General features: G+C 64.3%; 16 protein-coding genes and 1 pseudogene. 6 read left to right on the top strand and 11 right to left on the bottom strand.

Going from position 1 to position 21260, the window contains the following annotated elements:
- Positions 1–89 precede the first annotated feature (89 nt).
- From AB4Y44_RS40955 to AB4Y44_RS40930, 6 genes are read right to left on the bottom strand one after another with little or no spacing between them, the layout of a single operon-like run.
- On the bottom strand, positions 90–302 hold the full coding sequence (locus AB4Y44_RS40955) for a hypothetical protein (protein ID WP_368702678.1): 213 nt from the start codon (positions 300–302) through the stop codon (positions 90–92).
- Positions 292–699 (bottom strand): cupin domain-containing protein, encoded by a 408-nt coding sequence (locus AB4Y44_RS40950; protein WP_368702677.1) that lies wholly within the window; start codon positions 697–699, stop codon positions 292–294. Before AB4Y44_RS40950 ends, AB4Y44_RS40955 begins: the two co-directional genes overlap by 11 nt.
- 54 nt (positions 700–753) lie before the next feature.
- Positions 754–1509, bottom strand: a complete 756-nt coding sequence (locus AB4Y44_RS40945) for an SDR family NAD(P)-dependent oxidoreductase (protein ID WP_368702676.1) — start codon at positions 1507–1509, stop codon at positions 754–756.
- The gene (locus AB4Y44_RS40940; protein ID WP_342923716.1) at positions 1506–1931 is read right to left on the bottom strand and encodes a zinc ribbon domain-containing protein; all 426 of its coding nucleotides are present in this window, start codon (positions 1929–1931) and stop codon (positions 1506–1508) included. Before AB4Y44_RS40940 ends, AB4Y44_RS40945 begins: the two co-directional genes overlap by 4 nt.
- Positions 1928–3100 (bottom strand): thiolase family protein, encoded by a 1173-nt coding sequence (locus AB4Y44_RS40935; protein ID WP_368702675.1) that lies wholly within the window; start codon positions 3098–3100, stop codon positions 1928–1930. The genes AB4Y44_RS40940 and AB4Y44_RS40935 overlap by 4 nt, the downstream gene beginning before the upstream one ends.
- A 19-nt stretch (positions 3101–3119) precedes the next feature.
- Entirely contained in the window at positions 3120–4820 is a 1701-nt protein-coding gene (locus tag AB4Y44_RS40930) for an AMP-binding protein (RefSeq protein WP_342923714.1), read from the bottom strand.
- Positions 4821–4960: 140 nt separating this feature from the next.
- Here AB4Y44_RS40930 and AB4Y44_RS40925 point away from each other — a divergent pair, with 140 nt between their 5' ends.
- Complete coding sequence (locus AB4Y44_RS40925; protein ID WP_342923713.1) at positions 4961–5470, top strand: MarR family transcriptional regulator; 510 nt, start codon at positions 4961–4963, stop codon at positions 5468–5470.
- A gap of 277 nt (positions 5471–5747) precedes the next feature.
- Here the strand turns inward: AB4Y44_RS40925 and AB4Y44_RS40920 are convergent, their stop codons facing one another.
- Both AB4Y44_RS40920 and AB4Y44_RS40915 read right to left on the bottom strand, forming a co-directional pair.
- Positions 5748–6896 carry a porin gene (locus AB4Y44_RS40920; RefSeq protein WP_342923712.1) on the bottom strand — a complete coding sequence of 383 codons (1149 nt, stop codon included), beginning with the start codon at positions 6894–6896 and terminating at the stop codon, positions 5748–5750.
- 81 nt (positions 6897–6977) lie between these two features.
- The gene (locus AB4Y44_RS40915; RefSeq protein ID WP_368702674.1) at positions 6978–8336 is read right to left on the bottom strand and encodes an MFS transporter; all 1359 of its coding nucleotides are present in this window, start codon (positions 8334–8336) and stop codon (positions 6978–6980) included.
- A gap of 867 nt (positions 8337–9203) precedes the next feature.
- Between AB4Y44_RS40915 and AB4Y44_RS40910 the strand changes: the two genes are divergently transcribed.
- Positions 9204–10502, top strand: a complete 1299-nt coding sequence (locus tag AB4Y44_RS40910; protein ID WP_368702673.1) for a TAXI family TRAP transporter solute-binding subunit — start codon at positions 9204–9206, stop codon at positions 10500–10502.
- A 57-nt stretch (positions 10503–10559) separates the two neighbouring features.
- Here AB4Y44_RS40910 and AB4Y44_RS40905 read toward each other — a convergent pair.
- Positions 10560–10931 (bottom strand): annotated as a pseudogene (locus AB4Y44_RS40905) (nitrite reductase, copper-containing); the annotation flags it as partial.
- Positions 10932–11129: 198 nt separating this feature from the next.
- Between AB4Y44_RS40905 and AB4Y44_RS40900 the strand changes: the two are divergent.
- Both AB4Y44_RS40900 and AB4Y44_RS40895 read left to right on the top strand, forming a co-directional pair.
- Positions 11130–11420 carry a hypothetical protein gene (locus AB4Y44_RS40900; RefSeq protein ID WP_368702672.1) on the top strand — a complete coding sequence of 97 codons (291 nt, stop codon included), beginning with the start codon at positions 11130–11132 and terminating at the stop codon, positions 11418–11420.
- A 306-nt stretch (positions 11421–11726) separates the two neighbouring features.
- A complete protein-coding gene (locus tag AB4Y44_RS40895; RefSeq protein WP_368702671.1) occupies positions 11727–13643 on the top strand; it encodes an AAA family ATPase in 1917 nt (638 codons plus the stop codon).
- Between the two features lie 31 nt (positions 13644–13674).
- Here AB4Y44_RS40895 and AB4Y44_RS40890 read toward each other — a convergent pair whose 3' ends face one another.
- Both AB4Y44_RS40890 and gcvA read right to left on the bottom strand, forming a co-directional pair.
- Positions 13675–18516: an NAD-glutamate dehydrogenase gene (locus AB4Y44_RS40890; RefSeq protein WP_368702670.1), complete on the bottom strand. Its 4842-nt coding sequence runs from the start codon at positions 18514–18516 to the stop codon at positions 13675–13677.
- A 173-nt stretch (positions 18517–18689) separates the two neighbouring features.
- Positions 18690–19604, bottom strand: a complete 915-nt coding sequence (gene gcvA / locus AB4Y44_RS40885) for a transcriptional regulator GcvA (RefSeq protein WP_368702669.1) — start codon at positions 19602–19604, stop codon at positions 18690–18692.
- 187 nt (positions 19605–19791) lie between these two features.
- Between gcvA and AB4Y44_RS40880 the strand changes: the two genes are divergently transcribed.
- Together AB4Y44_RS40880 and AB4Y44_RS40875 are read left to right on the top strand one after the other, a co-directional pair.
- A complete protein-coding gene (locus AB4Y44_RS40880; RefSeq protein ID WP_342923705.1) occupies positions 19792–20496 on the top strand; it encodes an SDR family oxidoreductase in 705 nt (234 codons plus the stop codon).
- A 10-nt stretch (positions 20497–20506) separates the two neighbouring features.
- Positions 20507–21085 (top strand): pyridoxamine 5'-phosphate oxidase family protein, encoded by a 579-nt coding sequence (locus AB4Y44_RS40875; protein WP_368702668.1) that lies wholly within the window; start codon positions 20507–20509, stop codon positions 21083–21085.
- Positions 21086–21260 lie beyond the last annotated feature (175 nt).

Raw genomic sequence — 21260 nt, 5'->3', positions numbered from 1 at the left:
GCCAACGCTTCGCCTACGCCCTTACGGACGTACACGCATGACTCGAGGCCGTCGTGGCTGGCTAGGCCTTCAACGTATGACTCTTTCATTCACAACACCTTGCCGGTTTTGACCGGCGCACGGACGCCTTCCATATCGGCATCGACCAGCGACTCGGCAACGTACGCGGCATCGGCAGCAGCTACGCCGAAACGCTCGAAGATCGCGCCGACCGCCGCGCACAGGTCCTGCGGATCGGTCTCGCAATGGCTTGAGGGCGTGGGGATGCCGGGCGTGGCGGCACTATCGCGGTCAGTGGGCATCGCGCTCATCCGTGTACCAGCTCGGCTGCTGCGGATAGTGCGGACCGTCGTAGATCTCCACCACGATGGTGTCTTCGTGCGCGAGTGTCGGGCCGTGGACGTGACCCTTTGGATTCCAGTAGAAGCTGCCCGGCATCAACACCACATTCGTGGCCGTGTATTCGTAGCGCCCCTGCAGGCAGAACATGAACTGGTTCGATGCATGCGAGTGCGGCACGGGAATCGACACGCCCTTCTCGAACCGGATCAGTGCGATGGAAGCGCCAGTGGCGTCGTCGCGCCACAGCATCTTTTCGTAGAGACCCGGCAGGGATTTGGGGCGCCACGGCATGTCTTCACTATTTAGGAGTACTTCTTCCAGCGGGGGGATGGACGAGATAGAACTCGACGGGTTCACGATGTTGTCTCCGGTTTGTTTCTGGTGGTTTGGTTGAAGTGCGGTTAAGAGGCTTCAGAGCGCCAGAGAAGCGGCCAGGCTCCCCCCGCCACAGACGAAGAGGTTCTGCCCCGTGATCCAGCCGTTTGCGGGATCGGCAAAGAAGAGGACCGCGCGTGCTACGTCGTCCGGGCGGCCGAGGCGCTGGAGAGGCAGAGAAGCGGCCAGGGCGCGCGCGCGTTCGCCATGCTCCGGGATGTCGCGGGTCAGCATGCCGGTGACGATGGGCCCCGGCGACACCGTATTGACCGTGATGCCAGACGGGCCGGATTCCAGTGCCCAGGTGCGGGTCATCGCGGCCAGCGCGGCCTTGCTCGCGCCATAGGCGGTGCGTCCGGCCAGACCCACGATGGCGCGCGACGCCAGGTTGACGATGCGGCCGAAGCGCTGCGCCTTCATGTGCGGCAGGCAGGCCTGCGCCAGCTTCATGGCGCAGCGCGCGTGCAGCGTCATCATCAGGTCGAACTCGACATCGTCCACGTCTTCCAGCAGGGTGTTGCGCACCACGCCGGCGTTGTTGACGAGGATGTCGGCCCGCTCCGTCTGGGCGAGCGTCGCCAGCGTGCGGATGCCATCGGGCGTCGTCAGGTCCACGACGCAGGAGACGAGACACGGATGCGCGCTGGCGGACGGCTCGAGCCCCGCGGCAATCACGCGCGCGCCTTGCGCGAGCAGCGCCTCGCTGACGGCCAGTCCGATGCCCGCGTTGCCTCCGGTCACGACGGCCGTACGTCCCGCGAAACGCTGGGTTTCATGATGGAACTGGCTCATGCCGCACCTCCGTGTTCAGGCAATGGCAGCGCGCGGACGCGCAGCACATCAGCGGGCGCCGATCCGTCACGGCTCAGGCTGACCCTCACGCGGGTACCCGGGGCCAGCATGTCGTCCGCCAGCGCGAAGAGCGTGACATCGGAATCCGTGCGAACGGCCGCCACATGTAAAGGCAGCAAACTGACGAAGGCAGGCTCCAGCGTGTGGTGCAGGCGCGTCACCGACAGCACCACGGCCGCGCCGCTGTCCGCCACGTAGTCGATGTGTCCATGCAGGCAGCGCGGGCAATAGCGTTGCGGCGGATAGAACTGGTGGCCGCACTGCGCGCAGCATGGCAGTGCGAGGCCGCCCAACGGCGTGGATTCCGCCATGCGGTGCCAGGCAAGCGAGCGGCATTGCGCAAAAGAAGCATCGTGGCTCATGGCGTGACTCCCTCGATGATCGCCGCACCGGTCGCGAGGCAGCGGTCGTACACGGCCATGCCGTAGCCGCTGGCGAGCCCGATGCGGGCAGCGCGTACCTGATTGGCGCCGGCCTGCGCAGTGACCTGCCGCAAGACTTCCACCAGCCCCAAATAGCCGCCGGCTGCACCGGCCTGTCCGCAGCCGAGCTGGCCGCCGCTTGTGTTGTGCGGAAAGTCGCCGCCGAAACTCAGATCGTGTGACTGAATAAAAGCGGCAGCGGCGCGAGGCGGGCAAAAACCGAGACCTTCGAGTTGCAGGAACACTACCGCGGGGTAGTCGTCGTAGGTGGCCAGCACATCGATGTCCCCGCAGCCGACGCCGGCCTCGCGGTATAAGCGGCTGCACTCCTGGGCCCAGCCGCCTCGCAAGATGGCTTCATCGTCGGCATAGGCGTTGTGGCGCTCGACCACCGACCGGATACGCGCGTACGGCACGCCGAGACGGAGGGCCCGCCGCCGCGGCATCACCAGAAAACCCTCCGCACCCGCGCACGGCATCACGACATCCAGCTTGTGGAGCGGCTCGGCGATTGGCCGGGCTTCGAGGTACGCCTCGAGCGAGATGGGATCGCGCAACAGCGCATGCGCGACGGCGCTGGCATTGGCGCGCTGCGACACGCAAAGGCGGCCGAAGTCGACCCGCGTGGCGCCGGTAGCGTCCATATAGCGCTGGGTCAGGTGTGCGAACGGCATGTTCGGACCCGCCGCTCCGTAGGGATACACCGCGTCGATGGCCGCCCGCGAGAAGCGACTGGCCAGCCCGGCAAAACCACCGCGTGGGTTGGCGTCGGCGCCTATGCAGGCCACGACCTCCGCGTCGCCAGCCTCCACCGCGCGTGCCGCGCGGCGCAGCGCGATGACGCCGCTGGCGCCGCCGAAAGGCACCGATTCCAGCCAACGCAACGACAGCCCCAGCGAGCGCGACAGGCTGGCCACAGGGTCGGGTGCCAGCGTGAAGCTGGAGACGGCGAGGCCATCGATACTGTCTTTCGACAAGCCGGCGCCAGCCAGCAGCTCACGCAGACATTGCGCGACATACCAGTCTGCCGCCTCGGTGCTGTAGCGCGCGTAGCCTGTCGTGACTGGCACCGCGAGCACGGCCTGCGCGTCTTCGGATTGGATTGCCATAGGAGTCTCCGGCGGCCACTCAGGCGTTGCCCGTCGGATGCGCGGCGGAGCGTTTCTTCAGGGCGCGCAGGTCGAAGGCAGCGCCCTCGCCGGCCAGGTGGCCCATGATTTCGCGCAGCACCCCGCGCTGCAGCTTCTGGGAAGCAGTCAGCGGAAGCGCGGACACGAACGCGATGTAGCCCGGGAGCTTGTAGTAAGCGAGCCGCTGGGCCGCAGCCTCGAATATTTGCAGCGCCACCTCGTGCGAAGGCGCGTGGCCGGCGGCAAGCTCGACGCACGCCATGACCTCCTCGCCCCGCGTCTCGTCTTCGACGGGTCCCACGCCGACGTTGCGCACAACGGGCAACTGGTTGAGCACGGCCTCGACTTCGAGCGAGGCGATGTTCTCGCCGCTGCGCCGAATGATGCTCTTCTTGCGGTCGACGAAATGCAGGGCGCCGTCGCTAGCCGCGCGCACGATGTCCCCGGTGTGGAAGTACCCGTCCGCCCATGCGGCTTCGGTCAACTCTGGCTGGTTGGCGTACCCGGAGAAGAATCCCGCCCGCGCGTCCGGACCGGCGGCGCGCACCCACAGTTCGCCGGAGCTGCCGGGCGGCACGTCAACACCCGCGTCGTCGACGATCCGGTATTCCATGTGCCCCGCCGGTCGGCCGAAGCAACGGCTGCCGGCATGGCGCGGCTCGTCATTGGCCGCCACCGCTGCTCCCGCTCCGACTTCGGTCATCGACCATGACTCCACCAGCGGAAAGCCGAAGCGTTCCTCGAACGCCGCCTGGTGTTTGGGATGCACGCCGGCGCCAAAGCCGAACTTCACGGCGTGCGCGCGGTCGCCGGGCTGGGGCGGGAATTGCAGCAGGATGGCCGGCATCACGCCCAGGTAGTGCACGATGGTGGCCCCGCTCTCGGCGACGGTCTGCCCCCAGGTGCCCGGGTGGAAACGGTCCAGCTGAACGATGCAACCGCCGCTCAGGATCATGGCCATCGACGAGCAGGCGAGCGCGTTCATATGCACCAGCGGCAACGGCGTGATCAGGCGTTCGGCACCGGGCTCGATTGCGCACAGGCCGCCGAGCGACAGGTACCAGCGGCCGAAAGCCAGCATGTAGGCATTCGACAGCATGCAGCCCTTCGGCAAACCCGTGCTGCCCGAGGTATAGACCAATGCACACTCGTCCTCGCTGGCTGCGAATGTGCCGGGCGGCACCGGCACCTGGGGCGCGGCGTCGCCAAGGCACCAAACTGGCGGCAACGCCCCGTCGGTGCCGGCCAGTGCGAGGTTCAGCGCGGGCTCCAGCGCCGCCTTTCGTCCTTCCAGCGTGACCACCATCACGGCCGCACTGTCACGCAGCACATGCGCCATCTCAGTTGCGCTGTGCTCCGCGTTGAGCGGCACGATCGACACTCCGATGCCGTTGAGCGCCAGCCAGCACAGGAAGAACTCGGCGCGGTTATCGAGCATCAAGGCAACGCGATGACCGTACGTCAGACCAGCTTCGCGGAAATCGGCCTCCAGCGCCTTCACACGAACGGCTGCCTCGCCGTATTGCCAGTCCACAGGCTGCCCGCCGTACCCCGCCGTTGCTTGCGCGGGAATATGGAGAAAAGGACGCGCCGGATAGCGGTCCGACGTTGCGTCGAAGGCCGCTCGAACCGAGCCGCCAGCGCTTGCGGCGCTATCGCCCAGTCGTGTCGGAAAACCGCGTGAAAAATCGGAAGCCATGTTGTCTCGCCCATTTCATTGTCTTTCTGATGTCAGCCGGTTGTTGTCCCCGGTCAGACCATGAGCGAATGCTAGTTGTCGAGTATCTTGATGTCAAGCAATCAATTGCGAAGTTATTTGGAGCCAAGTAAAATTGGCGCATGACTACCCTTGACTATGTGGACCAATTTCTCGCCGAATGGCGTACGGCGCGCCCCGACCTGGATCTGCAACACGCCGATATGCTGATCAGAGTGATCCGTCTGGGCGGCGTGCTGGAGCGAGAGTTGATCAAGCTTTCCCAGGCGCACGGCATCACATCGGGCCAGTTCCAGGTGCTGGCGGCGCTGCGTCGGCGCTACCCCCAAACGGCATCGCCGTCGGATCTGAGCCGCATCGCCATCCTCACGACGGGCACGATGACCGTGCTGCTGGACCGGCTGGAGGACAAGGGCCTGGTGCGCCGTCTGCCCGATCCCAATGACCGCCGGCGGCTGGAAGTGGAACTGACGGAAGAAGGCCTGGCGTGCATCGATCGTGCACTGGACGAGCGGGTCGGCCGGCTGAACGCGCTGACGGCGATGCTCGATCCGGAAGAGTCCGTCGCTGCAGGCCATGCACTGCGTCATTTGTTGAACGCGATCGACGCTTCAAGCGACAGCGGCGACTGATCGGTTAAGGGGTGCCCGTTCAGGCGGCTCGCGGAGAATTTCAGCGCGTATCGATCCGGTAGATGCGGATCGCGTTGTCATGCCAGACAGCGCGCTGCGCGGCCGCACTCCATTCGCGGGTCTGGAGGGGGCCACTCCCTGCGTCGTCTGGCCATTGAGCCGGCCTTCGCACCATCGCCGCGAAAGTGCGCGTCGCTCCCGGTGATTAACGTTGATCTGAAGTCGGTGCCGGCGCGGGCAAAATAACCGGCTCGCGAGCCGCCTGCGCGGCGGGGCGTCAGAACATCTGCCGGATACCGGCCATCACACCAAGCTGCGACATGCCCGCCCCCGGCGACGCGCCTGCGCCGCCCTGGCTTATCGTGTAGGCCGCATGTGCGCTGTTGGCGAGGTAGCCGCCCTGCAAATAGACCGCCGAGCGCTTCGAAAGCAGGTAGGTGCTGCGCAGCGTGACGAGCGTGCCGCGCGCGTTCTGGTCGCTGTTGATCATGCGATAGACCCCGCCGTCGATCAGCCACGCCGGCGTCGCGTACCACGATGCCGTCATGTAGTAGAGGTTTGATTGCACGTTAGGCACCGTCGCGGCTGCGGTGTCGACACGACGCCCCAGCCAGCCGCCGCCCACCTTCACTGGCCCGAGCTGGGCATAGCCGTTCAGCTGGATGCGCGAGTCGGTATCGCCCGAGTTCGTGAGCGGTATTGGCGTCACGCCGTCGAAGAAGTTCGCCGCTGCGCCTGGGCCGCCGCGCTGCTGGTCGTACGCGGCGGCGACGCCGAAGCCCGCAGGCGCGTCGTAGCGCAGCATCGCCGACCACTGACGGCAAGCCCGCGAGTCGCCCGGTATCTGCCCTGCACAGGTGCCCTGTCCGGGCGAGTTGCCGGTGCCGGCGGCGTCGCGGCCGAACGACCACGTCGCCCCCGCCGTTACGCCGTGCCATTTGCCCTTCCAGGCGACAGTGTTGTCGCTGCGAGCGTTGGGCACGTAGTTGTCGAATGTCCCGGTGCCGCCGTAGATGTCCGGCCCGAGCAGATCCGAATCCTGCAGCGCCCAGAACGTCATCGTGTACTGACGCCCGAAGCTCAGCACGCCGAATGGTCCTTCGAGGCCGACCCACGCCTGGCGCCCGAAGAGACGCCCGCCCTGCCCGCTGTCGCCGCCGCGCACGTTGAAGCCGCTTTCGAGCACGAATACCGTGGACAGGCCACCACCGAGCGGTTCGGTGCCGCGCAGGCCCCAGCGCGATGGCATCTCGCCCGTGATGCCGGGCATGCGCACGAGGCTGTCGCCCGCGCGATTTGCATGCGTCACATATTCGATGCCGGTATCGAGGATGCCGTAGAGCGTCACACTGCCCTGGGCATGGGCCACACTGCTCGCGGCCATGCCGAATGACGCCGCGCAGGTCGCGGCGATGATCTTTTTCATTGAACGATCTCCAGTCGTATCGACGTCGCTCGTGCGTTCGTCGTTTTATTTGTGTTACTTCCTGCGGCGCGTGCGCCGCGTTCAATCCCCGCTCAGCAGCAATTCGTCTTGCGGCGCCGGGGAAGGCTGCGTGCGCCAGCGTCCGAGTGCCGTCATCGCGATGCCCGCAACGACCGCAGGCACGCCGACGATCACGAAGGCCGAAGGCAACGTCAGCCCCATCGAGAGCATCGCGCCGCCCGCGACAGAGCCGACCACCGAGCCAAGCCGGCCAATACCGTTGGCCCAGCTCACGCCGGTTGCGCGGCAATCGGTCGGATAGAACGCCGCGGAGAACGCATTGGCGCCGACCTGCGAGCCCGATACGCAAAAACCGGCGAGGAAGACCGCAATCGCCGCGAGCCAGGGCGTCGCCGTGAGCGAGCCGATGGCGGCCGTGAACACGCCGGCCGCCGCGTAGCTCGCACCGAGCACATAGCAGGGGTTGAGTCGGTCCATGAGCCAGCCGAGCACGATCGCACCGAGCGTGCCGCCGACCTGGAACATCGCCGTGACGAGCGCCGCTGTGCGCAGCGAGGCGCCGGTCGTGCGCAGCAGCGTTGGCAGCCAGCTCGACAGCAGGTAGATCACGAGCAGGCTCATGAAGAAGGCCAGCCACATGAGCAGCGTGCCGCGCAGCAGTTCTGGACGGCACAGGTGACCCACGGGCGAACCGCCCGCTTTCGCGCTGGACATCGTGAACGTCGCGCCTGCGAGGTCGGCATCGGGGGCGATGCGCGCAAGCGTGCGTTCGATGCGCTCTCGATGCTCGCCGCGGCTTGCGAGATAGCGCACCGATTCCGGCAGCCGCCACGCGAGGATCGGCACGAGTGCGATCGGTACGATGCCGCCCACGAACAGCACCGAGCGCCAGCCGTAATGCTCGATGAGCGCCGCGGCTGCGAATCCGCCGAGCGCGGAGCCGATCGTAAAGCCGCAGAACATCGTCGTGACGAGAAACGAGCGGCGCGCCGACGGACAGAATTCCGACGTGAGCGTGATCGCGTTCGGCATGGCGCCGCCAAGGCCCAGACCGGTCAGAAAGCGCAGCGCGATCAGCACGCCGATCGACGGCGCAAACGCCGAAACCAGACTCGCCAACCCGAATGCGCCCACGCAAACGAGCAATAACCGTTTGCGCCCCACCCTGTCGCCAAACGGGCCGAACACGAGCGCACCGACCATCAGCCCTGCCAGCCCCGCACCGAACAACGGCGCGAGCTGCGCGGGCTGCAGTTGCCACTGCAAATGCAGCACGGGTGCGATGAAGCCGATCGCGGCGGTGTCGAAGCCGTCAATGGCGACGATCAGGAAGCATAGCGTGACGATCAGCGTCTGAAACCGCGAGACGCGACGCCGGTCGATGAAGGCCGTCACGTCGACGGTGCGTGAGATTGCCATGGTTGTCTCCTCAGTTTGCGGTTGCGCGTCATGCGTACCGCTTCGGGCACTACGTTGCGAGCTGGCTGGGGTGGTACGTCGAGGCCTGGCGCCGCCTGTCGGCGCGCATGCCCATCCCGCGCGGTGCGCGCCGGATGCGCGCCGCGTCGGGGTCGTTCGGGGATTGGGGGCCTTGCCAGGCTGTGCGCGACGCGCAGCGCTGAAAGGTCTTGGGACGCGCGCCGGTTTATCGCGCTGGGCAGCGTGCGGCGTGGCGTACGTGCGCAACAACGTGCCGACGGTCAGGGCGACGATTCGGGGACTGCGCGAGTCTGGCGGAACGGCCGGCGTGCGGTGCGTCCGCAAGCGCCAGTTGCCGCGTGCGCAGCGTTGTTGCTGACATCGTTGTCTCCTGTCTTTTTGAGCTTTTGGCGTGGCGCCGTGGCTCTATGGGTCGATGTGACGGAGCCCATTAAACGCCATGGAGGTATGTCAAGTAAAATGACAAATTCATATCTTCCATATGTTTTTTTGTATAGCTGAATCGGGAAGACGTTTCGCGGATGCATCGCCCGTTGGCGTGGCCCTTCCTGCCTTATGGTCGAGTCGAATATTAATTTGCACTACGACATATAGCTTTGATCTGCGATTACCCATCACTAGACAGGACGGTACGCCGGCAAACCTGCCAGCGAACGGTGCGTCCTCGATGCGACGGTGGATTCCCTCGCCGTGGCATACTCACCACGAGCGGCAACGGCAGTATGCTCAGCATAGCGATCACATGCGCATCACGACGCACCGCGATCCCTGCTGCGTTACATCCTGGAGGCGTACATAACGATGCCCCGACACAACCCGGCACTGCATCGCAGCCAGAAAGCCCCCATGACCAGGGCGAACCGGCGCTTCCTGATCGTCGGCGTAGTCATTCTGTTGGCTGCGTTTGGCTGGGTGGTGGGGATCGTGGTCGCACCCGCGTTCCAGCGCACCATCGTCATGACCAGCGGCGCGGACAATGGCATCTATCGCGGCTTTGCGGATCGCTATGCGCCCATCCTGAAGCGCGCGGGCATCAAGCTCGATATCCGCAGTTCTTCCGGCGCGGTGGAGAATTATGAGCGGTTGAGAGACCCGAACAGCGCCTACGAAGTCGGTTTCATCCAGTCGGGGACCACCAGCCCGAAGGAGACCGACGGTCTGCAGACAATCGCTGCCGTGTCGTACGAACCGATGTGGGTGTTCTATCGCGGCGACACGACGGTCGACCGGCTGTCGCAACTCCGCGGCAAGAAGATTTCGACGGGCGTGCCCGGCAGTGGCCTGCTCAACGTCGCGCAGGTATTGCTCAGCTACAGCGGCATCACGAGCCAGAACTCCACGCTGCTGCAAATGGATGCCCCGGCAGCTTACCAGGGGCTCGAAAGCGGCCGGATCGACGCGGCTTTCTTCATCGGCAGGCCCGACGCCGAGATGCAGAAGACCCTGCTGAACAGCGACCTCAAACTGATGAGTTTCGCGCAGGCAGACGCACTGGTTCAGAAGTTCCCGTCGCTTTCAAAGATCGCCTTGCCGCGCGCGTCGACGAGTGTCGCCGATGACCTGCCGCGCGCCGACGTCACGCTGCTCGCGGCAACGGCGCTGCTGGTCTCGAAAGACACGCTGCATCCGGCGCTCGTCTATCTGCTGCTCGACGCGGCTCACACCGTTCACGGCGGCGAAGATTACTTCACACCGCTCGGCACGTTCCCAAACCTGAAGACCGAAGAATTCCCGATCTCCGACGAAAGCGTCCGCTACTTCAAATCCGGCCAGCCATTCCTGTATCGCTATCTGCCGTTCTGGCTCGCGAGCGTGATCGAACGACGGCTGTTGATCCTCGTGCCGTTCGCGGCACTCCTGATTGGCTTGCTTCAGGCGTTGCCGCGCCTGCTCGAGGCGCGGATGAAAAAACGGCTCGTGGTTTGGTACCGCGAAATCAAGGCACTCGAAGACGAAGTGTGGAGCAGCAGTGAGCCGACCCGCTCGCAGATTGCGCAATGGAGCGAAGAAATCGAGAACATCGACGCGAACGCGAGCCGGATCCGCATACCGTACCGCTATTTCCAGGATGTCTACGCGCTCAAGCAGGCAATCGGCGTCGTGCGGGACCGGATAGCCCATGTTGCGCAGCGAACCCAGGAATAGCGGCGCGGCAGTGTCGGCTTCGCAGCCGACACCCCACTATCGCGCGGTTGCAGCAGACGAATAGATCGCCGGCGCGGCTGGACCCTCGACCTTGAGCATGCCCAGCGCACCCTTGTTGAAGGTGCGGAAGATCGAATGGTCGACGAGCAGGAACGTACCGGGCACCTCCGTGCGGAACTGGACGACCTTCGCACCGCCAGCCGGAACCAGCGTGGTCTGCACGCTTTCCTCGTAGTGTTTATCCGAGCCGTCCCAAACCCGATCGAAAATCTCGCCGATTACGTGGAAACTCGACACCAGATTCGGACCGCCATTACCCACGAACAACCGGACCGTTTCTCCCACTTTCGCTTTTAAGGCGTTATCGCCAGTGAGTGCGCCTTCCCTTCCGTTGAACAATACGTAAGTCGGCTGTTCGTCGACCGCCTTTGAATCGGGAGAAGCCCTTAACTTGAATTAATTATTCACTCTCTCTTATCGACACAATGTCGCATGCGATTCAAACAATCGCATTACGCGGAAATTAGCGCCGTCAAAATTCGGAGTTAATGCTCAAGGATCAGCGTGCAGCGAGGAAAGAGCCACTCCGCTCACTCGGGGAACGTGCGCAGAGCGTCGTCCGGCCGCATGAGCGCACTCAACGCAGACCTGTTCGACGCGATTCACATACTCTGCATCGTGAGAGCGGCTGTGCCGCGAAACGGCATGACGCGCACACTGGCGGCGCTGCGCCGCAACCCGGATGCGCTCGTACAGCGTCACGAAATCGTCCGGTTCGCACAGGCACTGGAAAGCGGCGGCCACTCGCTCACGCAGGCCATCGTTCTGCTACGCAAGTCCAACCCACGCCTGCGAGAATTCACGTTCGAATTTCTGCGCATGCGGATGATACGGGAAGGGTTGCCGATCTACCTTTGATTCTGTCCGCGATACGGTCCGACCCTCTTGGGAAAAGCACCCCAAACAGGCGTACATCGCTGTTCGCGCCCCGCCATAAACCACACAACCATGCTAAATCACCGGATCAAAAGGTATTTATCCGCCAATCCCCTTTTTCGCGGGCCGCCCAACGCAGGCATAATTCCAATGGAGCAGCGCGACTAAAAGGGTCGTTTTCGTATTCCTGATTATCCACGGACTACGCAAGGCGAGACGTTCGAGCGCCTCCAGTCCCACGATAGATTATCTGGCGCCGTCACGGCGGCGCCGGGCAGGAATGCATTCATGAAACCGGCAAGGAATTCGCGGTGGTCACGCTTTGGCCGATACGTGGCGTCAGGTGTATGCGCGGCCGCACTCGCGGCGACGGCCGGCTTTTTCTACTGGCGCCATGAAGCGAATCTTGCGCAGTCCCAGCCGGCTGCGCTAACGGGCGTCGCCAGCGAAATGCGGCATGACGCATCGCCATGGACGAAGCGCGAGAAGGATGCCTCGGAATTGCTGCGCGATATTCGCGACCGCGATGTCGCCGCAATCGGCGTGAGCCGCGAAGCGATTCTCGTCTCGACGACCAAGGGCGAAAAGTATTATGTGGCCGATCATAATGGCGCGTTCGCGAACGCCCTGCTGCTCGGCGATCTGAAGCCGGGCGCGACGCCGCCCTGGCAACTCGTCTGGCTGCCGCACGCCGATGTGCGCATCGGCGCCGAGCGTTGGACAGAAGCCCTCGACCGCTCGCGTGACGCGCTCAGTCTGCTGCTCCCCGTGCTGATGCTAGGCGGCCTGCTGTGGTTCATGCGCCGGGAAATGGGCGGCGGCGCGCAATTGCTCGGCGAATCGCCGACTTTGCGCTTCGACGACGTGATCGGCGCGGGCGAAGCGAAAGCCGCGCTCGCCGACGTGCGCGCGTGGCTCACCGAGCCGGCGCAGTTCACGGGCATGGGCGTGCGCGCGCCATGCGGCGTGCTCATGACGGGCGGCCCGGGCGTCGGCAAGACGCGCCTCGCGCAGGCGCTTGCAGGCGAATGCGGCGCGAACTTCATCGCCATTACGGGCAGCTATTTCAGCGCGAAGTACTACGGCGTGGGCATCCAGAAGGTCAAGCGCCTGTTCGAGCTCGCGCGCAGGAACGCGCCCACGGTCATCTTCATCGACGAGGCGGACGGTCTCGGCAAGCGCACCGATACGGGCGGCGGCCCGGCCGAGGCGGAAAGCAACCGCATCATCAACCAGTTGCTCGCGGAGATGGACGGGTTCGAGTCGAACGAAGGCGTGATCATCGTCGCCGCGACCAATCACCCGGACAATCTCGACGAAGCGCTGCGCCGCCCCGGCCGTTTCGACCGCACGGTGCAGGTTCGTCTGCCCGACCTCGAGGATCGCGCTGAAATTCTGCGCTTCTACGCCGGCAATCTGAAGACGAAAGCGGACGGCCTCGATTTCAACCAGCTCGCGCGGCTGACCACGGGCCTTTCGCCGGCCACGCTGTCGATGATCGTGAATCAGGCGGGTCTCGTCGCGCGCAAGGCCGGCAAGCAGGAAGTGGCCGCGGTGCATTTTCTCGAGGCGATCAAGATTGCGCGCATTGGCGACGTCAACGGCGCGGAGCGCGCGCTTTCGGACGACGAACGCACGCGCATTGCGATCCATGAAGCGCGACATGGCCTCGTCGCCGCCCTCCTCGGCACCGGCGTGCTGGAGGAAGTGACGATCTTGCCGCGCGGCGGCGCGTTGGGCGTGGCGCTGATCACGAAAATGCAGGACAAGTACCTGTATCGCGAGACGGAAATGCGCAACGAGATCCAGGTGCTGCTGGGCGGGCGCAATGCGGAACTGCTCATGTTCAGCGAAGCGTCGAGCGGCGCGGCGCAGGATTTGCAGGAGGCCTCGCGCATCAGCCTCGACATGGTGTCGAAGCACGGCTTCAACGCGGATGGCAATCTGTTCAGCCTCGCGGCGCTGCCGCAGCAGGTCGCGGGCTTGCAATTGAAGACCGCGATCGAGCACGCGAACACGCTGCTGCACGAACTCAACGACGCGTGCTTCGCGTTGCTGCGTGCGAACGAGCCGGTACTGCGCGCGATCGCCGACCAGTTGCTCGAGTCGGAGACGGTGCCCGGCGAGACGGTCTATCGCCTGATTCGCGAGCATGCGGCGGCCGTGGCGAGCACGCAGGCGGTGACCGAAGCGGCCGCCGCGTGAGCCGCTTGCACCGCCTTCATCGTTCGCGTCCTCAAGTCCTTTCGAGTGCCGCCATCGCCCTCACGATCACGAGCAGCACGGAAAGACTCACGCCGCTCGAAGCGCGCAGCTCCGTCAGCAGTTGCCCATAACGCTCCAGCGCAGCCTCGTGCCGGGCGCACCAGGCGTCCACGAGCGTTTGTGCGTCCGCGGCTTCGGAACCTTGCGTAAGCACGCTCGTGGTAAGCGCGCGCTTGAGGTGCGCCACCTCGGCGAGCGCCGCCGCGCGCGCCATGGTGTCCCAATGCGTCGGCGTAGGCAGCGTCGCTGCACGCTCGCCAATCCAGCTGTAATTGAGCCGCGTGCCCAAGGCGAAGTACGCCGCCGCGACACGCTCCAGCGGGCGGTCGCATGCCGCCGCCACATCGGCGATGTCGAGCAGTGCTACCGAAATATCCCCGCTCGCCACGCGCAGCGCGAGCGCGTTTTCGACGCCCGCCTTCACGAGCTCTCCCTGGCGAGCCGAAAGCGCTTCGAGGTCCGCTTCGGGCAGCAGCGTCGGCAATTGCGGCGCGAGGCGCTGAGCGGCGTCGCGGCAGCGCGCCAGCAGCGTGCTCACGCCATCGTTATCCACCGCGCCTGCTTGCAGATGCCGCAGGAACCATAGCGCCGCGCGTTCGAGCAGCCGCGCGATGTCGACGAACATGCGCGCCTGCACGTCGTCGGGCACGCGGTTGTCGAGCGCGTCGATGGCGCGCCAGATGTCATTGAGGCCGAACACGTCGCGCGCCATGATGCATGCGCGCACGATTTCGCCTGGCTGTGCGTCGGTTTCCTCCATCAAACGGTGCACGAATGCGCAGCCCACGCGGTTCACGAGCGCGTTCGTCAGATGCGTCGCCAGAATTTCGCGCCGCAGCGGGTGCCGATGCATGGGTTCGCTAAAGCGCTGCTGCAGCGGCTGCGGGAAGTAGTCGATCAGCAAGTCCGCGACGAGCGGGTCTTCCGGCACGGACGAGTCGAGCAACGCGTCGTAGAGCCACATCTTGCTGTAAGCGAGCAGCACGGCGCGCTCTGGCGACGTGAGCCCGAGTTTCGCGGCCTGACGTTCGGCGATTTCGTCGTCGGTCGGCAGGAATTCGATATGGCGATTCAGACGTCCAGCGCGTTCGAGCCAGCGCATGAGGCGCGATTCGGCATCGAGCAGTTCCACGGCGTAGCGGCCCGCGATCGACAGCGCCTGAGTCTGGTAATAGTTGTCGCTCAGCACCAGCAGCCCGACTTCGTCGGTCATCTCCGCGAGCAGGGTGTTGCGCTGTTTCGTCGTCATCTCGCCGTCGGCCACCACGAGTCCGAGCAGGATCTTGATGTTCACTTCGTGATCCGAACAATCCACACCTGCCGAGTTATCGATGGCATCCGTGTTGATGTGGCCGCCGTGCTGCGCGAATTCGATGCGCCCGAACTGCGTGACGCCGAGATTGCCGCCCTCGCCCACGACCTTGCAGCGCAGCTCCGAGCCGTTCACGCGCACGGCGTCGTTGGCGCGGTCGCCGACCTGCGCGTTGGTCTCGCGCGCGGCTTTCACATAGGTGCCAATGCCGCCGTTATAGAGCAGATCGACGTTCGCCAGCAGGATGGCGCGAATCAACTCGGTCGGCGAAAGCGCTGCCGCTTCGATGCCGAGTGCCGTGCGCACCGCGGCCGAAAGCGGGATCGTCTTCATGGTGCGAGCGAACACGCCGCCGCCCGCCGATATCGTGGCCGGATCGTAGTCGGCCCAGCTCGAGCGTTCGAGCGCGAAGAGACGCGTGCGCTCCGCGAGGCTCACGGCCGGATCGGGATTGGGATCGAGGAAAATATGGCGGTGATCGAAGGCTGCGACGAGCTTGATATGCGGCGAGAGCAGCATGCCGTTGCCGAACACGTCGCCCGACATGTCGCCAATGCCGACCACGGTGAAATCGGTGGCCTGCGTATCCACGCCCATTTCGCGGAAATGCCGCTTGACCGACTCCCACGCGCCGCGCGCCGTGATCGCCATCTTCTTGTGGTCGTAGCCCACGGAGCCGCCCGAGGCGAAAGCATCGTCGAGCCAGAAGCCGTATTCGGCGGATATCGCGTTCGCATAGTCGGAGAATGTGGCGGTGCCCTTGTCGGCGGCCACGACGAGGTAGGGGTCGTCGGGGTCGTGGCGCACGACATCGGGCGGCGGCACGATCGCGTTGTTCACAAGATTGTCGGTGAGATCGAGCAAGCCGCGCAGGAAGGTCTGATAGCACGCCACGCCCTCGCGCATCCACGCTTCGCGGTCGCTCGCCGGCGGCGGATTCTTCACGACGAAGCCGCCCTTCGAGCCCACCGGCACGATCACGACGTTCTTCACCATCTGGGCTTTCATAAGGCCCAGCACTTCGGTGCGGAAGTCTTCGCGGCGATCCGACCAGCGCAGGCCGCCGCGCGCGACGCGCCCGCCGCGCAAATGTACGCCCTCCACACGCGGCGAGTAGACCCAGATCTCGAACATCGGCTTGGGTTCGGGCAGGCCAGGCACTTTCGACGGATCGAATTTGAACGAGAGCGAGGGCCGCTCCGCGCCATTGGCTTCGCGGCGGAAATAGTTCGTGCGCACCGTCGCATTGATCACGCCGAGGAACTGCCGCAGGATACGGTCTTCGTCGAGATTGGGCACCTGGTCGAGCGCGCTTTCGATGGCCTTGAGCATGAGCGCAGTTCGTTCTTCTCGCGCCTGTGAATCGCGTGGATCGAACCGGAGTACGAACAGTTCGACGAACTGCCGGGCGATCGCGGGATTGCCGGTTAGCGCACGCTCGATATAGGCGTCGCTGAATGTCGAGCCCACCTGGCGAAGATACTTCGCATAAGCACGCAGGATCGTGACTTCACGCGCACTCAGATAGGCGCGCAGCACGAGCCGGTTGAAATCGTCGTTCTCGATGCGCGCGTTCCAGACGCGTTCGAATGCGTCTTCGAACAGCCCCTTCACACGCTCGATGTCGAATTCGGCGTCGTCGGCGAGTTCGAGGCCGAAATCGTGGACCCACGCAGGCGCGCAAGAAGGCGCTTCGATCACATAGGGCCGCTCTTCATCCACGCGCACGCCGAGATGTTCCAGCATCGGCAGGCTGCGCGAGAGCGCAATCGCTTCGCCCGCGCAATAGACCTTGAAGCGGAACGTACGCGGCCCCGCCTCGATGGGCCGGTACAGATTCATCGCGATGCGCTGCGTTCCCTGCACGCGCTCGATCAGCTCGATGTCGCGTACCGCCGTGCGCGCCGGATAGTCGTCGCGATAGCCCGGTGGAAACGAATCGGCATAGCGATGCAACAGACTCGTGCCCTGCTCTTCGCCGAACGCGTCGAGCAGCGCATCGGCCAGATCGTCCTGCCAGCGACGTGTGACCTGCACGAGTCGCGCTTCCAGTTCGTGCGTGTCGACTTCGGGCATCGAGCCGGGTTCGGCATGCACGACGAAATGAATCCGCGCGATCGCCGACTCCGAGAGCAACGGCGTGAACTCGACGGAAACGCCGTTGAAGGCGTCCACGAGCAGGTTTGCAATCCGCCGCCGCAGATCGGTGTTGTACTTGTCGCGCGAGACGTACACGAGGCAGGAAACGAAGCGGTTGAAGCGGTCGCGCCGCACGAATAACCGCGTGCGCTGGTGTTCCTGCAAGCGCAGCACACCGAGCGCGATGTCGAATAGCTCGTCCTCGCTCGCCTGCAGCAGTTCATCGCGCGGATAGGTTTCCAGCACCGTCACCAGCGATTTGCCGAGATGCCCCTTCGGCAGGAACCCCGCGCGCTGCACGATATTCGCGCATTTGCGCCGCACGATCGGGATTTCGGCGGTGGAGACCATATAGGCAGTCGAGGTGTAGAGGCCCACGAAGCGGCGCTCGCCGCACACCTTGCCATCCGCGCCGACTAACTTCACCCCAACGTAGTCCAGATAGCCGGGCCGGTGCACGGTGGCGCGCGAGTTCGCTTTCGTCAGGAAAATTGGCCACGCACCGCTGATGATGTCTACGGCCGCGGGCGGCAACGGCGTGATGTCGGGTGTGCCCGGCGCGCGCAGCGATTCACGCAGAATGCCAAGGCCCGAGCCTTCCACGCCGCGCAGGGCGTAGCCGCCGTCATGCGCAACCAGCGCGTAATCGCGCTGGCCGAGGAAAGTGAAATGGTCGGCCACCATCCATTCGAGAAACGCGCGCGCTTCGATGTCCTCTGCGCTCGTTTCGCGCGCTTTCATTGTCTTGATGGTGGTGCGCGCGGCCTCGAGCAGGTTCGGCCAGTCTTCTACCGACGCCCGCACGTCGCCAAGCACCTTGGCGATGTCGCTGCGCAATTCGTCGAGCTTTGCTGCGTCGCCGCAGCGGTCCACCTCGAAGTGGATGAACGAGGCGAGTTGCGAGTGCCCATCGCCAGCGCTGGCGCCGCCCTCGTCCACACGCTCGATCGTCCCGTCCTTGCCGCGCCAGATACGGAATACGGGGTGCAGCGCGGAATGCAGCGCGAGCCCCAGACGGTTGACGGCCATGGAAACCGAGTCGACGAGAAACGGCATGTCGTCGTTCACGATTTCGATGACCGTATGGTCCGAATGCCAACCGTGCTGCTCGAGGATCGGGTTGTAGACCTGCATGCGCTCGCTGCCCGGCACGAAGCGCTGCGCGGTTCGCCAGTGCGCCATGGCGGCGCCGTAGAGGTCGGCGATGCTGCGGCTACGCAGATCTTCCGCGTCGGCGAAATCGTAGTAGTGCCGCAGGAAAGGCTCGACGATCTGGAACGTCGGCTCGGGCAAGCGCGCCCGCGCAAATTCCATGACGTCGGAGAGCAGATGGGCGACGAATTCTTCGTTCCTCGCTAGCATGACGAACTCCTTGGCGGATAGTCATCGACTGCATCGGCGGTTCAGTCATTATGCACCGGCAAGGTGATCGAACGATGAATGCGTGCGCACGCGCTGCCTCACGGCGAGGCGCTGCACTGCAATGCGGCTGGTGGCGCAGAACTTGCTGACTGCGTACGCCCGCTTCAGCGCGCTTATGGCGCCGCTTTCGATGCGGATGTGAACTGGGCGAGCAACCAGGTGCGCAGCCTCTGGCTCGTCTCCGACCGGACACCGGTCTGTGGAAGGACAATGTAATAACCCAGCGACAGGGGCAACGAAAACTCGAACAGGCGTTGCAGTCTTCCGGCCGCGATATCGCGCTCGACGAGATGTTCGCTCGTGAGCGCAATGCCCTGCCCCGCAATGGCGGCATCGATGGCGAGCGACGATTGACTGAAGTGCGGCCCTTTCAGCGCGCCCAGCGTGTTTGTGCAGCCCAGGGCGTTGAAAAACTCCGGCCACAGATCATGAGAATCGTGGAGCAGCACATAGTTTTCCAGGTCCGCGATCGTGCGTACGGGGTAATCGGGCTTGAACAGTTGCGGGCTGGCTACGGCGAACACCTGCAGCGGAAATAGCAGGTCGCTGACGAGACCTTTCGCGAACGGTGGCTTGCCGAGCCGAACTGCGATATCCACGCCATCGGACCTGAAATTGCACAGCCCCGAATCAGCAATGATCCGGACGTCGATGTCCGGGTGCTGCTCTCCAAACTCTGCCAGCCTGGGTATCAGCCATTTCGAAGCGAATGAGGGCGTCGTGCTGATCGTGAGGGACGTCGAACGACGGTTCAGCGCCGCGGTCGCGTCGGCGACGATCGTGAGCGCCCGTTGAACGGCGGCAAAGTAAGTCTGCCCCTCGGTCGTGAGAGCGAGACCTCGCGGCCCCCTCGCGAAAAGGGGCAAATTCAGGGCTTCTTCGAGCACCCGCACCTGCTGCGCGACGGCGCCCTGGGTGACGCCGAGTTCTTCGGACGCGAGGCGGAAATTGAGGTGCCGGGCGGAGGCGTCGAACGCGCGGAGCGCATTCAGCGGCGGCAGGTGACGTGGTTTCAATGAATGCTTCAACGGGTATATTGGCTGTGGGAAGCCAGCGAACAGCCAGCAGTATTCCAACGGCAAGCCAGCAGAAATTTTATTGTCAGACCATAAAAAACATCATTCGACAATCGAATCATAACGCCATAGAGTTTCTGAACGAAACCCCATGCAGCGCGGCTCTAACGCGCTGAATTCCATTCAGGGAGGGAGCACCATGGCAGTAGAAAAAGTCGCACTCATCACGGCAGCCGGCAAGGGTATGGGCGCGGCGATCGCCCGTGAACTGGCAGCCGGCGGTTACCGTCTGGCCTTGATGTCGCCCTCCGGCAGTGCGGCCGAACTGGCGAAAGAGCTTGGCGGATTCGGCTTTACGGGCTCGGTAACCGAGCCGGACTGTATCGACCGGTTCGTCGGCGAAACGCTCGCAAAGTATGGCCGCATCGACGCTGTGGTGAACAACACGGGACATCCACCGAAGGGCGATCTGCTTTCTGTCGCCGACGAACAGTGGCACCTCGGGCTCGATCTCATCGTGCTCAACGTCGCTCGCGTGCTGCGTCGCGTGACGCCTGCGTTTCTCGAGCAAGGCGGCGGCGCAGTGGTGAACATTTCGAGCTTTGCCGCCGACGCGCCTGAGCAGGCCATGCCCGTTTCTTCTGCGCTGCGCGCCGCGTTGAGTTCGTTCACGCGCCTTTATGCCGATCGCTACGCGAAGGACAATATTCGAATCAACTCCGTGTTGCCGGGGTTTATCGACAGCTGGCCCGAGACGCCCGAAATCGTCGCCCGCATTCCGGTTGGCCGCTTCGGGAAGACACAGGAGATCGCACAGACGGTCGCGTTCCTGTTGTCGGATGCCGCGGGCTACATCACGGGGCAAAACATCCGTGTCGACGGCGGCATCGTGCGTGCTCTGTGACGCGGCAAATATGGATCAGATCGTCGACGAGGTCTGGGCACGCCTGTACGCGGGCGCCAATGCTGGAAAGCAGCGCTCGCCCTTCACGATGCTGCAGGTCGCGACGATCGCGCTAGATGGTGCGCCTGCCGTGCGGACGGTCGTGTTGCGCCGTGTCTCGCGCGAGCAGCGTTCAGTCGTGTTTCATACCGACGTGCGCTCTACGAAGGTGGCGGAATTGAGGCGTGACCCGCGTATATCGCTCGTCGGCTGTGATCTCGACGGCGGGATCCAGATAAGGCTGCACGGCGTTGCGAACATCGTCGAGACGCCCTCGGAAACGAGAGCGGTCTGGGACGCGAGCAGACCTCGGACATTGATCGTCTATCGCACGCCGCTTGCGCCCGCGACACCGGTTGCGTCACCCGCCGACGCGTATGCAACGACGCACGCCGAAAATCCCGACTCGTCAGCGGGATTCGAAAACTTCTGCCTGATTGATGCGACCGTATCGAGCATTGACTACCTCGATCTGAATCCCGCAGGGCATAGGCGGGCCAGTCTGGTGTTCGAAGAAGGGAAATGGCGCGGGACCTGGCTGGCGCCATGAATTGGAGAGCTGCTTTTTATTTTTAAAGCGTAAACGCCAGAACCCCGGCGCTCTTTCGGAGACACCGGGGTTCTGGACGTTACAGCATAAGGAGCCTGACGATTACCTACTTTCACACGGGCAATCCGCACTATCATCGGCGTGGAGCTGTTTCACGGTCCTGTTCGGGATGGGA

The organism is Paraburkholderia sp. BR10937 (assembly GCF_040965695.1).
Lineage (GTDB): Bacteria > Pseudomonadota > Gammaproteobacteria > Burkholderiales > Burkholderiaceae > Paraburkholderia.
This window is presented reverse-complemented; position numbering and strand designations above follow the sequence as displayed.